Origin of the sequence: Mangrovibacter yixingensis, from assembly GCF_020523985.1 — a bacterium.
GTDB lineage: Bacteria > Pseudomonadota > Gammaproteobacteria > Enterobacterales > Enterobacteriaceae > Mangrovibacter > Mangrovibacter yixingensis.
On sequence record NZ_JAIVKM010000001.1, the window covers coordinates 127518 to 141900 of the forward strand.

General features: G+C 49.1%; 12 protein-coding genes and 1 pseudogene. 8 read left to right on the plus strand and 5 right to left on the minus strand.

Features of this window, described 5'->3' with window-relative positions; all coding sequences use genetic code 11:
• Positions 1–9: 9 nt before the first annotated feature.
• The 5 genes and pseudogenes from LC084_RS00675 to LC084_RS00695 all read left to right on the plus strand — a co-directional run bounded on the left by LC084_RS00675 (position 10) and on the right by LC084_RS00695 (position 4027).
• Entirely contained in the window at positions 10–882 is an 873-nt protein-coding gene (locus tag LC084_RS00675; RefSeq protein ID WP_226568486.1) for a phytanoyl-CoA dioxygenase family protein, read from the plus strand.
• A 21-nt stretch (positions 883–903) separates the two neighbouring features.
• A complete protein-coding gene (locus LC084_RS00680) occupies positions 904–1740 on the plus strand; it encodes an ABC transporter substrate-binding protein (RefSeq protein WP_226568487.1) in 837 nt (278 codons plus the stop codon).
• 43 nt (positions 1741–1783) lie between these two features.
• Positions 1784–2515, plus strand: a complete 732-nt coding sequence (locus LC084_RS00685) for a class II aldolase and adducin N-terminal domain-containing protein (protein WP_226568488.1) — start codon at positions 1784–1786, stop codon at positions 2513–2515.
• A 96-nt stretch (positions 2516–2611) separates the two neighbouring features.
• Positions 2612–3230, plus strand: a pseudogene (locus LC084_RS00690) (LysE family translocator).
• Positions 3231–3364: 134 nt separating this feature from the next.
• Positions 3365–4027, plus strand: a complete 663-nt coding sequence (locus LC084_RS00695; protein WP_226568489.1) for an apolipoprotein A1/A4/E family protein — start codon at positions 3365–3367, stop codon at positions 4025–4027.
• A 260-nt stretch (positions 4028–4287) separates the two neighbouring features.
• Here LC084_RS00695 and LC084_RS00700 read toward each other — a convergent pair whose 3' ends face one another.
• Together LC084_RS00700 and LC084_RS00705 are read right to left on the minus strand one after the other, a co-directional pair.
• Positions 4288–5229 carry a GGDEF domain-containing protein gene (locus LC084_RS00700; RefSeq protein WP_226568490.1) on the minus strand — a complete coding sequence of 314 codons (942 nt, stop codon included), beginning with the start codon at positions 5227–5229 and terminating at the stop codon, positions 4288–4290.
• A 23-nt stretch (positions 5230–5252) separates the two neighbouring features.
• Complete coding sequence (locus LC084_RS00705; RefSeq protein WP_226568491.1) at positions 5253–6059, minus strand: hypothetical protein; 807 nt, start codon at positions 6057–6059, stop codon at positions 5253–5255.
• On the opposite strand from LC084_RS00705, the gene LC084_RS00710 reads away from it, so the two are divergent.
• The gene (locus LC084_RS00710) at positions 6047–6190 is read left to right on the plus strand and encodes a hypothetical protein (protein WP_226568492.1); all 144 of its coding nucleotides are present in this window, start codon (positions 6047–6049) and stop codon (positions 6188–6190) included. The genes LC084_RS00705 and LC084_RS00710 overlap by 13 nt on opposite strands.
• A 362-nt stretch (positions 6191–6552) precedes the next feature.
• Here LC084_RS00710 and fumA read toward each other — a convergent pair whose 3' ends face one another.
• Genes fumA through LC084_RS00725 form a run of 3 tightly spaced genes read right to left on the minus strand, consistent with a single transcriptional unit; the run spans position 6553 to position 9861 of the window.
• Positions 6553–8199, minus strand: coding sequence for a class I fumarate hydratase FumA (gene fumA / locus LC084_RS00715; protein ID WP_226568494.1), 1647 nt, complete (start codon positions 8197–8199; stop codon positions 6553–6555).
• A 13-nt stretch (positions 8200–8212) separates the two neighbouring features.
• Positions 8213–8350 (minus strand): hypothetical protein, encoded by a 138-nt coding sequence (locus tag LC084_RS00720; RefSeq protein ID WP_226568496.1) that lies wholly within the window; start codon positions 8348–8350, stop codon positions 8213–8215.
• Positions 8350–9861 (minus strand): anion permease, encoded by a 1512-nt coding sequence (locus LC084_RS00725; RefSeq protein WP_226568498.1) that lies wholly within the window; start codon positions 9859–9861, stop codon positions 8350–8352. The genes LC084_RS00720 and LC084_RS00725 overlap by 1 nt, the downstream gene beginning before the upstream one ends.
• 690 nt (positions 9862–10551) lie before the next feature.
• Between LC084_RS00725 and LC084_RS00730 the strand changes: the two genes are divergently transcribed.
• Positions 10552–13329 carry a flavocytochrome c gene (locus tag LC084_RS00730; protein WP_226568500.1) on the plus strand — a complete coding sequence of 926 codons (2778 nt, stop codon included), beginning with the start codon at positions 10552–10554 and terminating at the stop codon, positions 13327–13329.
• 67 nt (positions 13330–13396) lie between these two features.
• Entirely contained in the window at positions 13397–14374 is a 978-nt protein-coding gene (locus tag LC084_RS00735; RefSeq protein ID WP_226568502.1) for an FAD:protein FMN transferase, read from the plus strand.
• Positions 14375–14383: the final 9 nt, after the last annotated feature.

Here is a 14383-nt window from a genome sequence, read left to right on the forward strand (position 1 = left end):
GAAAACGTTGTGATTGAACAATGGCAAATTGAACAGTTTCATCAACAAGGTTTTCTGGTGGTCGAAAATGTATTAACCGCCAGTGAAATTAGTGCATTGCAACAAGACTTTGATACTTGGGTGGAAGACAGCCGTCATCATGATAATGCCTGGGGCGAAACGGTAGATGGGCGTGCGCGTTTCGATATTGAGAGTGACCATAGCCCGGAACACCCCTCTTTACGCCGGGTAACATCACCTACCGAGATTTCCGCGGCTTACCTGCAAACTGCGTTGAAGTCACGTATGGCAACTATTGCTGCCCAACTAATAGGCCATAGCGGAACACGTTTTCATCACAGCAAAATTAACTCCAAATTGCCGCACACTGCGACACAGGTGAAATGGCATCAGGATTTTTTATTTACGCCGCACAGTAACGACAGCCTGATCACAGCACTTTTGATGGTCAGCGATGTGACGCCAGAAAACGGCCCGCTTAACGTGATCCCTGGCAGCCACAAGGGCCCGCTTTGGTCCCACTGGCAAGAAGGGCGGTTTACCGGAACAGTAGATGACACGGTAGTGGCACAGCATTGCCAGAACCCTGTGGCCTGCTTTGCCCCGTCCGGTTCAGTGTGCTTTATGCACACCCGGTTGTTACATGCATCAAGCCCGAATGAAACGGCATGTCCGCGGACATTATTCATTACGGTATACGCAGCAGAAGATGCGCTGCCTTATGGCGAAAACCCCCTACCGAGCATACACACCGGCACACTGGTTGCGGGTGAAGACAGTGGCCTGATTCGCAGTACCGACAACCAGTTACGTTTGCCGCAAAAACCCCGTGGCGCATCCTTTTTTGTTCAACAGGCCGGAAAAGATCTTGCCAGCGCCTGACATTTTATCTTTGGAGGTTTTATGAAACAGCTACGCACTTCGCTTCGTTCTGTTGTTCTATGCCTGGTCGGCGCGGCTACCGCTACGGCGTCATTCAGTTCACTGGCCTTTATGCAGCCCGGAAAAATCATTGCGGGTTCTGATATGACGTTTTACCCCTATGAATACATGGAAAATAACCACCCGGCAGGGTTTGATATCGAATTTCTTAATGGCCTGGCAAAAGTGATGGGCCGGAAAGCCGAAAACCTGGATACCCGTTTTCCTAACCTGATTCCTGGTTTACAGGGAGGGCGTTTTGATATTACCAACTCGTCAATGTATATCACGGCAGAGCGCGTGAAAGTCATTGATATGGTGCCTTACCTCAAGAGTGGTGAGTCCATTCTGGCGTTGAAGGGCAGCAGTTATCAGCCTAAAAAGCCTGAGGATTTTTGTGGCCATAAAATTGGCTCAATGGGTGCCACTTCCTGGCTTCAGCAATTACACAAGCTGTCTGACGACTATTGCGTGAAAAAAGGGCTGAAGCCCATTGCGCTGAGCGAATTCACCACCGACCCGCAAACCACTCAGGCGTTGTTATCTCACGCTGTTGAAGCACAGATAACGGATGCGGCAGTTGCCCGTGGTGTAACAGCAAAACTGGGCAATCGCATTGTTATCTCATCCGACACACTTATCTACCCAGTGTTGAATGGTTTCGGTGTGAAAAAAGGCAACACGGAAGTCAAACAGGCACTGGAAAAGGCACTGGCGACATATCAAAAAACGCCAGAATACGCTGCATTACTCAAAAAATATAACTTCCAGGCCCCTACGGAAGAAGATTTGAAAACCTTGATGCCACAGGCTCAATAAGCATCCCCCGGTTTTCTTCTTTTCCTGTAATGTGAGGTAATTTATGGCGCTTTCTCATGAAGAACAAACGCGTATTGATCTGGCGGCTACATTCCGCATCATCGCGCACACTGGGATGCATGAAGCGGTTGCTAATCATTTCAGTGCGGCGTTATCGCCAGATGGAAAGCAGTTTTTACTGAACCCAAAGTGGATGCATTTTTCCCGTATCCGGGCCAGTGATTTGTTGTTATTAAATGCTGATGACCCGGAAACGGCACAGCGTGAAGATGTAGATGCAACAGCATGGTCTATTCATGGGCAAATTCACCAGCGTTTACCGGATGTAAAAGTCGTTTTGCATTTGCACCCGGTATACACCACAAGCGTTGCTTGCCTGGCACAACCTCATATCCCGCCAATCGACCAGAATACGGCGCGTTATTTTAACCGTGTATCTTTCGATTCGCTGTATGGTGGTATGGCCGATACGGTGCAGGAAGGTGCGCGTCTGGCCGGGCTTTTAGCGGGCAACAAACGCCTGATGATGGGCAACCATGGTGTTCTGGTAACAGCCCCCAACATTGGCGAAGCATTTGATGATATTTGGACACTGGAGCGTGCCTGCCAGATTCTGGTTACCGCCTGGTCTACCGGGCAACCTCTACGTGTACTTGCAGATGACGTGGCAGAAAAAACAGCGCAGGATTGGGAAAAAATTGCCGATTTTTCACGCCAGCATTTCGAAGAAATGAAACAACTGATGATTCGCCAGGACCCATCTGTGCTTGATTGATTATCGCGGCCCATGGAAGGGCGTGAGATTTTTTTGTATAAAGCGCTTGTCTGTACCGGGGGATTTATGTAGTTTTCACTCTTTCGGAGCTCGAAAATGACGGTCACTGATTCCCTTCTTGCCTATTCCCTTGCCGCTACACTTTTGACAATCACACCAGGTCTTGATACCGCACTGATTTTACGCACCGCAACCCTTGAAGGGGGCCGGAAAGCGTTTATGGCCGCGCTGGGAATTAATACCGGGTGCTTTATTTGGGGGGGCGATGGTCGCATTTGGCCTGGCGGCTTTGCTGGCCGTTTCCGAGTTAGCTTATACGCTGTTGAAATGGGCAGGGGCGGTATATTTATGCTGGCTTGCTTTTCAAATGTTACGAACGCCTGTAACGCCTCAATTAAACGAAAGCGAGGGAACAGCCCGGCACAGTAACTGGTTTATCCGTGGGATGCTGGGCAATGTGTTGAATCCTAAAGTTGGTGTGTTTTATGTCTCGTTTTTGCCGCAATTTATTCCTGTGGGGCACAATCCGGTAGAATGGACTTTCTTGCTGGTATCCATTCATGTGGTGCTGGGGACACTCTGGTCACTCACGCTTATTAATGCATCACGCCGTGTGGCCCATATTCTGAAAAAACCGCTTGTAGCACGCTGGCTTAACCGAATCACCGGTGGTTTGTTTTTGCTGTTTGCTGCGCGTCTCGCTGCATCTTCCTGAAACTGTTTCATTGCGTGGCTTTTTTTCTGCGATGGGAATTGCAGAGTTATTTTAAGCACTATTTTCCCCCAAGAAGAAACAAGGGATAATCCTGCTTAACAGGAAGTGAGTGTTCAAATAAGGATGCGTAACATATGAATGCCCCCAAAATCATCAGCGTACATGGCTGTCGCGCAAAAAATTACGTCGCCTGTGAGCATACACCACAGGGAGCACGGGATTATTTTTTGCAAAATCTCGGTCTGCGGGTAGGAAAACTTGAAGTCGATGTGGCTGATATCCGGGTTAATCTTGCGACATTAACCGCACGAGCTGAACAGTTTGCCACGAAATCTGATGTTGCCGACCTGCGTGTTGAGCTACGCAGTGAAATGGGCGAGTGGCGTGAAGGACTACGCAGTGAAATGGGCGAGTGGCGTGAAGGACTGCGCAGTGAAATGGGCGAGTGGCGTGAAGAACTACGCAGTGAAATGGGCGAGTGGCGTGAAGGACTGCGCAGTGAAATGGGCGAGTTGCGTGAAGAACTGCGTGGTGAAATGGGGAGCTTGCGTGAAGAACTGCGTGGTGAAATGGGGAGCTTGCGTGAAGAACTGCGTGGTGAAATGGGGAGCTTACGTGAAGACCTGCATGGTGATATGGTTGAGTTACGTGCTGAGCTACGCTGTGATATAAATGGTTTTCGTGGTGAGTTTGCCAGCATGTTGCATAAAGCAATGCATAAACAAACCGTGCTGGTATTAACTGTGGTTCCTGCATCTCTGGCAATTATCGCGGGGGTTTCTGCCTGGTTCAATTAACGGGTAAGGCTGCCGAGCCCCTCCTCTGTGTTCCCTGGTAGTTATGAGCTATATCGTTTGTCTTGCCAGGTGAGTGCCATTTCACTACCGCTTCACTCTTCATCATCCAGCCAGAATCATGGCCTTGTTTAGGTTTGCCTGTTTTTTGGTGGTTATTCCAGCGAAAGCATGACGAGAAAGTCAATGTTGCACAGAAAAGTGAAAAGGCGAGACCGTGTCTCGCCTTTAATCACTGTAAGTTGTGCGCGAATATACCTTTATTACAGCGTTTGTTTCTCAATACAGTTACGGCCGTTTTGTTTAGCACGGTAGAGTAACTCGTCCACCTTGCGAAGAAACTCTGTCGGTTTTAATGATTCATCTGGCATAACTGTAAGGCAACCAATGCTGGTGGTAACGTGTTGCTGGTGTGGTGAGCCCTTATGTTCAATGGCTTGTTTGGCAATAAGCCGTTGGCAGCGCTCTGCTATGTTGCTGGCCATTACCGCATCAGCATTGGGTAAGATAATAATAAACTCTTCACCACCATAACGGGCAACCAGGTCGCGAGGCCCTTCTACTGCCAGACTGAGTGTTTGCGCAACACGAATTAAACACTGGTCGCCCTGAATATGGCCATACATATCGTTAAACTGTTTAAAGAAATCGATATCCATCATCAGCAGTGACAAGGGAGTTTTTCCCCGCCGGGCAGTCTCCAGTTCCACAGCAAGCGTGGCATCAAAGCGGCGGCGGTTGGCAATACCGGTCAGGCCATCTTTGTAAGATAAGGCTTCGAGCTCTTTTTGCAGTGCGATGAGTTTTTCTTCTGTTTTTTTCCGTTCACTGATATCAAACATAAAGCCAATCAGGCTGTCTGGTTCACCATTTTCCTTGCGCACTACATGCACAACATCGCGGATCCACACATATCCGCTATCTTTTGTTAGTGCACGGTAATCAGCTTCATGGTCCACGCCTGCCTGAGACTGGGCAATACAGAAGTTGACTACGCGTTCCCTGTCTTCAGGATGAATACGTGTTGCCCAGTCTTCGGCTGAAACCCAACTGGCTTGTTCCCAACCTAACAGCGGTTCGATTTGTGGGCCAATATAGGCGAAGGACATAGTTGACCAGTCTATTTTCCACGGGATAGCCAGCGTTGATTCCAGCAATGTTTTATACACTGCGTTATCACTGGTGAGTTCACTGATGTCTGCCATAAAACAATCTCCAAAAAAATAAATTAACCGGGCATGACCGGACGGTTGTGCACCGTGGCCAGAGCATTCCAGTACCAGTAGAAGTACCCGTTGTTTTGTTGTAATAGCGTGTGGGTTGTTATGCTGTTTTGCTGAATATTACCCCAGCATGCCAGTGCCGAGTTACGGTTATTATGCAAATCAAGACAAACCTGATTTGGCAGTGCTGGCTTGGGAGGAATATACAATGCGTCGCCCTGTTTAACCCACAAGTCGGCAACACGAATAATGGATTGTTCAGGCCAGTAACGGCCTACTGAAACCACCAGCGGTTGTAGCGGGTCCGTAGAGGCAAAGACATGGGGAAAATCATGGTGTTCAAGGTCGGTACAGGAAACAGTGAGTAAGGTATTCCCTGTGCCCTGATACGGCGACCAGTGACCAGCGAATACACCGTAATCATATTCTACATATTGCAATGGGCTTACCGGACTGGAAACCTGAATCGCTTGTCCTGGTTGAATCAGCGTTGCACCAAAAGCAGCCGCAATTGCCGGGGTTGCCCAAAAAGGTTCAAAAACCACTTCTGCTGCACTGAATCCCAACTGTGTTTCTGTTCCATAGGGTGGGTTCGGCGTCACCTTTACAATATCGGCCACAACATAAGGTGTTCCCATGGCAATCTCAGGGTTGGTGGGGGCGGCTTCCACACGTACGATTTCGGGAGGCGGTTCGGCAACCCAGGTTGGCCCATTGAGTGTGTTACAAAACCAGGGCGTCAGGGCGAGGTTGATGTCCTGTTCATTTTTTTCCTGAATAAATAAGGGCGGGGTGAAATATGCGTCAGACATGGTTTGCGTTATCCATTATTGCTGATGTAGCAGGTGAATTGATGAGCAAGCAAATAGTGTTCCAACATATTGTTAGTTTTAGTGAGCAGAACAAGGCGAATTATGCCGTGGCAGCAATGGCTGAGCCATAGGAAGGATGGGTGAATAGTGTTAAATATTGAGAAAAATAAAGGTGTTAGTGGTTCTTGTTGTTTGCCTGATTCCGTGTGGTGAAATAACCTTCCCGCAGGCTTATATTTCCATCCCCCAAAAAATATGGCTCATCGTAGTGAGCCATGAGCCTGATGACAAACCTCAAGCCTGTACGGAACGAGTGGATGTCACCCAATAAAAAACCAGGAAAATCAATTCATTGATTTTCGGTTGTTAACTAAAAAGAAGGAAAAAAAACCACGCTTTTTCCTTCTTTTTCAATAATATTATGGCCCACCGTAGTGAGCCATAAATGTGAAGCTGTATGCAGGGCAGAGCCGTGAGCGGTTTGCCCCGTGGGTTATTTCATCCCACAGTTATCGCATTTGCTGGTGATCTGCTGGAAGAAATCATTACCTTTGTCATCCACCAGGATAAACGCCGGGAAATCTTCCACTTCAATTTTCCAGATAGCTTCCATACCCAGTTCCGGGTAAGCCACGCACTCCAGGCTCTTGATACTCTGTTGTGCCAGCACGGCAGCCGGGCCACCTATGCTGCCCAGGTAAAAACCACCATGTTTCTTACAGGCATCCGTTACCTGCTGGCTGCGGTTACCTTTCGCCAGCATAATCATGCTGCCACCATGGGACTGCAGTAAATCCACGTAGGAATCCATACGCCCGGCAGTGGTCGGGCCCAGAGAGCCCGAGGCATAACCTTCCGGCGTTTTGGCCGGGCCCGCGTAATAAATCGGGTGGTCCTTGATGTACTGCGGCAGTTCTTCACCGCTGTCCAGCAGCTCTTTCAGTTTGGCGTGGGCAATATCGCGCCCGACAATAATGGTGCCATTCAGGGAAAGCCGGGTGGAAACCGGGAACTGAGACAGTTGTTGCAAAATTTCGCTCATCGGGCGGTTCAGGTCCACTTTCACCACTTCGCCTTCATTTTCGCCGCGCAGCGCTGCCGGGATGTACTGGCCGGGGTTATCTTCCAGCTTCTCAATCCAGATACCTTCGCGGTTGATTTTCGCTTTCACGTTACGGTCAGCGGAGCAGGACACGCCCATCCCGACCGGGCAGGATGCCCCGTGGCGCGGCAGGCGAATAACCCGGATATCGTGAGCAAAGTATTTACCGCCAAACTGTGCGCCAAGGCCCAGGTTCTGTGCTTCGGTCATCAGTTCCTGTTCCAGCTGTACATCGCGGAACGCCTGGCCGTGTTCGTTGCCTTCGGTGGGCAGACCATCGTAATAACGGGTGGATGCCAGTTTCACCGTTTTCAGGGTGCTTTCAGCAGAAGTCCCGCCAATCACAAAAGCGATATGGTATGGCGGGCAGGCTGCGGTACCCAGGGTACGCATTTTTTCCACCAGGTAATTTTTCAGTTTGGCCGGGGTGATAAGTGCCTTGGTTTCCTGGTACAGGTAGGTTTTGTTGGCTGAACCGCCGCCTTTGGCGATGCACAGGAATTTGTATTCGTCGCCATCCACGCTGTAGAGGTCAATCTGGGCTGGCAGGTTGGTGCCGGTGTTGACTTCTTTGTACATGTCCAGCGGGGCATTCTGGGAATAACGCAGGTTTTCTTCGGTGTAAGTGTTGTACACCCCCTGAGCCAGGGCCGCTTCATCGCCGCCGCCAGTCCAGACGCGCTGGCCTTTTTTCCCCATGATGATGGCGGTGCCGGTATCCTGGCAGGTGGGCAGCACGCCACGGGCAGCGATTTCTGAGTTACGCAGGAACTGCAGCGCCACATATTTGTCGTTTTCACTGGCCTGCGGGTCGCTGAGAATGGCGGCCACCTGTTTCTGGTGCGACGGGCGCAGCAGGAAAGCGGCATCGCGGAATGCGTGCTGGGCCAGCAGGGTCAGGGCTTTCGGGTCCACTTTCAGGACGCTTTCGCCATCAAACTCACTGACAGAGACATAGTCTTTGGTTAACAGATAGTATTCGGTATCGTCTTTCGCTACAGGAAAAGGATTCTGATAGTAGAAGGGTTTGCTCGACATTTTTTTCCTCACTTCATCCGTTATTGTCGCCGTTCTTCCAGTGAAATAGCTGTTGGCGACGGTCGTTATTGATGCCTTTGCCTGCAATATGGCACGGCAAAGGCTGAGGTGTAGACAGCGTAAAACCGGGGCGTAGCGCCCCGGTTAACATCAGAACATCATGGACATCCATGGGTAGCCAATCACAATCAGTGCTACCAGGAACAGTGCGCCGAAGATGGTTCCCAGACGCCAGTAGTCTTTGGTCGGCAGATAACCACTACCGTAATATATTGGGCTTGGGCCAGTACCATACGGCGTGATAATACCCATCACACCCAGTGAAGTGACCAGCAACAGGCAGAAGACTTGCATGTTGATACCCGGAATAGTGGCACCGATAGTCAGTACTGCTGGCAGCAACGCGGTGGTGTGCGCAGTGGTGCTGGCGAACAGATAGTGCAGCAGGTAAAACGCCAGCAGCAGTACAATTGTTGCGGTGCCAGGAGAGATACCGCTCATCAGTGCGCCACCTTCTTTACCCAGCCAGCTAATAAAGCCAGTTGAAGAGAGGCCTCCGGCCAGCGCAACCAGGGTTGCGAACCACACGAAGGTGTTCCAGGCTGCTTTGTTGCCTGTAATATCGCTCCATTCCAGTACACCGGTCCACAGCATCAGTGTAATAACCAGTAATGCAGCCATTGCCGGTTCAATCCAGCTGGCAGCAAAAATCCACATCATCAGCGCACAGCAGACGAACACCAGCAACAGAATTTCGTTGCGTGACAGGCGACCCAGTTTAGCCAGTTCTTCACTCGCCCAACGCGGTACTTCATCGTTGATTTTGACTTCAGGCGGATACAGCCAGTAAGCCAACAGCGGCATAATGAGAATCAGCAGTACACCCAGTGGCAGGAAAGCCATAAACCAGGTGCCCCAAGAAATAGTAATACCTACGGTGCTTTTTACCAGCGCCAGTGCCAGCAGGTTCGGTGCCAGTGCAGACAGGAACATAGAGCTGGTAATACAGGCGGCAGTAATCGCTACCCACATCAGGTAGGAACCAATTCTGCGTGCGCTCGGATCATTGGGTTTTGAACCATAAAGCGGAGGCAGGTTGGCAATGATGGGGTAAATTGTGCCACCACTACGTGCGGTATTTGACGGGGTAAACGGTGCCAGTAACAGGTCAGCCAGGGTAATGGCGTAACCCAGCGTCAGGCTGCGGCGGCCAAGATATTTCACCAGAATCAGCGCCAGGCGGCGACCAAACTGGGTTTTATCATAGCCTGCGGCAAACATGAATGCGCCGAAGATAAGCCAGACGGTGGAGTTACCGAACCCGCTAACTGCCCATTTAAAGGACGCAGCGGCCATTTTGAACTTCGGTGCGGCCATTTCGTCAGGGCTGAACAGCAACCATTGGCTAAACAGCGCGATGACAACAACACCTGTCAGGCCAATTACCGCACCTGGCAGCGGCTCAAAAATCAGGCCGACAATTACACCAACAAAAATAGCAAAGAAGTGCCATGCATAAGGCTGTAAACCTTCAGGAGTGGGGACCAGCAGTAGTAACACTGCTACCAGGACTGGCAGGAACATAAACAACAAGCGATTTTTTTTACCGCCTGGTGATTTGCTTGCCGGTTTTGTAACCGATGTTTTCGCAGTTTCTTTCATGATGATTTGTCTATAAGTAGTTAAGAATCTTGTGGTGCACAGATAAGACAGCTCTAATTTTTTTAGTTACTTAAGTTTTTTTAGTTATTTAATAGTGACATTTTAATCGACCTCTCTTTGGTATTTACTACGGAGTTGTAGTGAATCTCCTGGCCCGACTAAATGTTTATATAATGCTTTTTTTGTAATTTCCACTGTTGATCAGGATCAATAAATCACAGCGATATTTTCATTTTTGAATAATAACTTTCAATGTAAATAAAATTCATAAAAATAACCTTTAATCTGGTGTGTGAATTATCGGTTTTTTGTCTCTGATTAAGGTAAGTCTTGTCTTTGTATTTTTTTCGCATTTTTTAACGTTACCATGATACTGGTAGGAGTTGTTACATGTCTTTGTTGGTGCGGGCTGCGTGGGGTTTAATTGGGTTTATTAACATTTTTGATGATAGGTGAATAAAAGGTTAAATAAATTTATTGTTATGTAAAATTATAAATTTGAAATTGCTTTTTAATTATTTGATTTGGTTTTAATGTGCTCGGTAAATAGTTATTTAACTAATGTTATTACTTTTGAAACTAAAAATAGATTTATATTATAGGTACGCAATCGGTCACGAATAAAAATTAAAAATAAAACGCCGGCAACAGAATTCATTTTTTAAATTTATGATCTTTGGAGCTGCTAATATGAACAGTAACGATAAAGTATTGAGTCCATTTACGTTACCTAATGGCACCGTATTGAAAAACCGCCTGCTGATGGCGCCGATGACCACCTGTACGGGCTTTTATGATGGTACCGTCAATAGCGAACTGGTGGAGTACTACCGTGAACGTGCCGGTGAAATCGGGACAGTGATTGTTGAGTGCTGTTTTATTGATGACCGTGGCCTGGCGTTCCCAGGGGCTATTGGTATCGATAACGACAACAAAATTGAAGGCCTGGCGAAAATCGCCGACGCTATCAAAGCTAAGGGTTCTAAAGCGGTCCTGCAGATTTACCATGGCGGCCGTATGGTTGAGCCAAAACTGATTGGTGGCCGTGCACCTGTTGGCCCGAGTGCTGTCGCAGCCCCTCGTGATGGTGCTGCTACGCCAGAAGAGCTGACCGCTGAAGAAGTGGACGGTATGATCACCAAATTTGGTGAAGGTGTTCGTCGTGCCATTCAGGCCGGGTTCGATGGTGTAGAAATTCATGGCGCCAACACTTACCTGATTCAGCAGTTCTTTTCTCCTAACTCAAACCTGCGTACAGACAAATGGGGCGGTAACCGTGATAACCGTGCCCGTTTCCCAATGGCTGTTCTGGAAATTACTCACCAGATGGCGCAGCAATACGCCGACTCTTCCTTTATTATCGGCTACCGCTTCTCACCAGAAGAACTGGAAGAACCGGGCATCCGCTTTGATGACACCATGTTCTTGCTGGAAAAACTGGCTGAACGGGGTGTGGATTACCTGCACTTCTCTGTAGGTTATACGCTGCGCCCTTCAATTGTTGAAACCACTGACCCAACTCCGCTTATCAATAAATACGTTGCTATGCGTTCTGAAAAACTGGCGCAAGTTCCGGTTATGGGTGTGGGTGGTGTGGTGAATAAAGCTGATGCGGACCTGGCCCTGGAACATGGCTATGACCTGGTCGCAGTGGGTAAAGCCTGTATTGCTTACCCAGACTGGGCCGACCGCATTGCGAAAGGTGAGAAACTGGAACTGTTTATCGACAGTACCAAACGTGAAGCCTTAACCATCCCAGAACCGTTATGGCGGTTTTCACTGGTTGACGCCATGATTCGCGACATGAGCATGGCTTCCAAAAAATTCAAGCCGGGTATCTTCCAGGAAAAAGTACAGGATGATGCCAATGAATTGCTGATTAATGTCAGCCTGGAAACCGACCGCATTGTTGATATTGCTCTGGCTGATAACCCCGAGCTGGATGTGGAGTTCTCCACCAGTTTTGACATTATCCGTGAGCGTATTCTGGATGCTAACAGCCCACACGTTGACGCGGTTAGCGGTGCAACCACCCAAAGTGAAGCCGTGAAAAAAGCGGTTTCTAAAGCCATTGCAAAATCCTGCAAAGCACAATTGCTGGAAGAGGGCGGCGATATTAACCAGCCTCAGCACTACGATGTTGTGGTGGTAGGCAGTGGCGGTGCTGGTCTTGCAGCGGCTATTCAGGCGTGTGATGAAGGTGCTCGTGTCCTGATCGTGGAAAAAATGTCCAGCATCGGTGGTAACACTATCAAAGCCTCTGTTGGTATGAACGCAGCAGAAACCCGCTACCAGAAATTAAAAGGTATTGAAGACAGTAAAGAGCTGTTCTACCAGGAAAGCCTGAAAGGCGGTCACTTTAAAAATAACCCCGTCTTACTGCGTGAATTTGTGGAACATGCGCCACAGGCGATTGAATGGCTGGCAGAGCGTGGGATTGAACTGAGTGACATCACCATAACCGGTGGGATGAGCATTGACCGTACTCACCGCCCGGCAGATGCGTCTGCAGTCGGTGGCTTCCTGATCAGCGGTTTAGTGAAAAACGTCAACAAACGCAATATTGATGTCATGCTGGACACCTCGGTAACTCAGATTCGTTACGAAAATGGTGCTGTAGCTGGGGTTGAGCTGTTGAATGACGAAAATGAATCGCTGATCATCGACGCAAAAAGCGTAGTGGTTGCAACGGGTGGGTTCAGTGCTAACCGTGACATGGTGGTGAAATATCGCCCTGAACTGGATGGTTTTGTTACCACTAACCATAAAGGCGCAACAGGTTCTGGTATCGCGATTCTGGAAGCGATTGGTGCAGGTACTGTAGATATGGGTGAAATTCAAATCCACCCAACTGTTGAACAAACCACTTCCTACCTGATTTCTGAATCGATTCGTGGTGGTGGGGCAATTCTGGTCAGCCAGGCAGGTAACCGCTTCTTTAATGAAATGGAAACCCGCGATAAAGTCTCTGCACAAATTATCGGGTTACCGGAAAAATACGCTTACGTGGTGTTTGATGAGCAAGTTCGCCTGAAAAACAAAGCTGCAGATGAATACATCGCCCGCGGTTTTGTGGAAAGTGCTGAATCACCGCGTGAGTTGGCCAGTAAACTGGGTATGGATTACCACGCGTTCCTTGCTACGCTGGAGCGTTACAACGTGTTTGTCGATAAGCAGGACGACGAAGATTTTGGCCGCAAAACAGCAATGCGTCACCCGCTGAACCAGGGGCCATTCTATGCGATTCGTATCGCGCCTGGGGTTCACCACACCATGGGTGGTGTAACGATAGATACCAATACCCAAGTGCTTGATGCCAGCAAAACCGCACTTAAAGGTGCTTTTGCAGCCGGTGAAGTGGTTGGGGGTATTCATGGTGGTAACCGTATCGGTGGTAATGCGGTTGCGGATATTATCATCTTCGGTATTCTGGCAGGCCGTAACGCCGCACAAAACGCGTTGCGCTAAACATCACTACGGTGCCTGCTGGCCTGGCAGGCACCGTATCTCTCCCGCAATACTGCAGGTGATGCCCATGCCGCAAGAAGCTCATGTTTATTCTTATTCCGCTGTCCTGATGGGCTCCCCCATCCTGTTAAAACTCTTTCAGCATAACGAACACCTCGCCCACCAGGTTTTCCGCCTGATTAAACACTACGAAAATCTACTTACCGTTAACCGTTCGCCCTCTGAAGTCATGAATATCAACTATGCGGCCGGCCAGCACCCGGTGGTGGTAAACCCGGCGGTATATCAGTTGATAAAGTGCGCTAAAGCGGCAAGTATGCTGCCCAACAGCGCATTTAACCTGGCAATTGGCCCGCTGGTAAAACGCTGGAAAATCGGTTTTCAGGGCAGTAGTGTGCCTCCGGCAGAAGACATTACGGCGTTATTAGCGCTGACTGACCCAGGCCAGGTGATTCTGGATGATGCACAACACAGTGTGTTTCTTACCCGGCCGGGAATGGAAATTGACCTGGGGGCAATTGCGAAAGGGTATATTGCTGACAGAGTGAGGGATTTTCTTCACAGCCAGCAGGTTTTTCAGGGGCTGATTAACCTGGGTGGAAACGTACAAACTTTGGGTGGCGCTTCCCTGGCGAGTGGGGCCGCCTGGTCAGTTGGCCTGAAGAAGCCATTTGCAGGCCCGGATGAGCTGATTGGTGTGATTGAAGTGAATGGTAAGTCAGTAGTAACTTCAGGGACTTATGAGCGTTGGTTTGAGTTTGAAGGGAAACACTATCACCATATTCTTGACCCACGTACCGGGTATCCGCTGGATAACGCGCTGCATAGTGTCACTATTATCTCGCAAGACTCTATCGATGGTGATATCTGGACTACGCTGATTTACGGCATGGGTGTGGAGCAGGGGTGTGCCTGTCTGGCAAATAAACCGGGCATTGAAGCGATTTTTGTCACCAAAGACCGCAAAGTTGTCCTCTCATCACAGCAGTTATTTACATTCACACTACAAGACCCGTCTTACCAATTGTCTCTGGGCTGCCTTTGATACTTATGG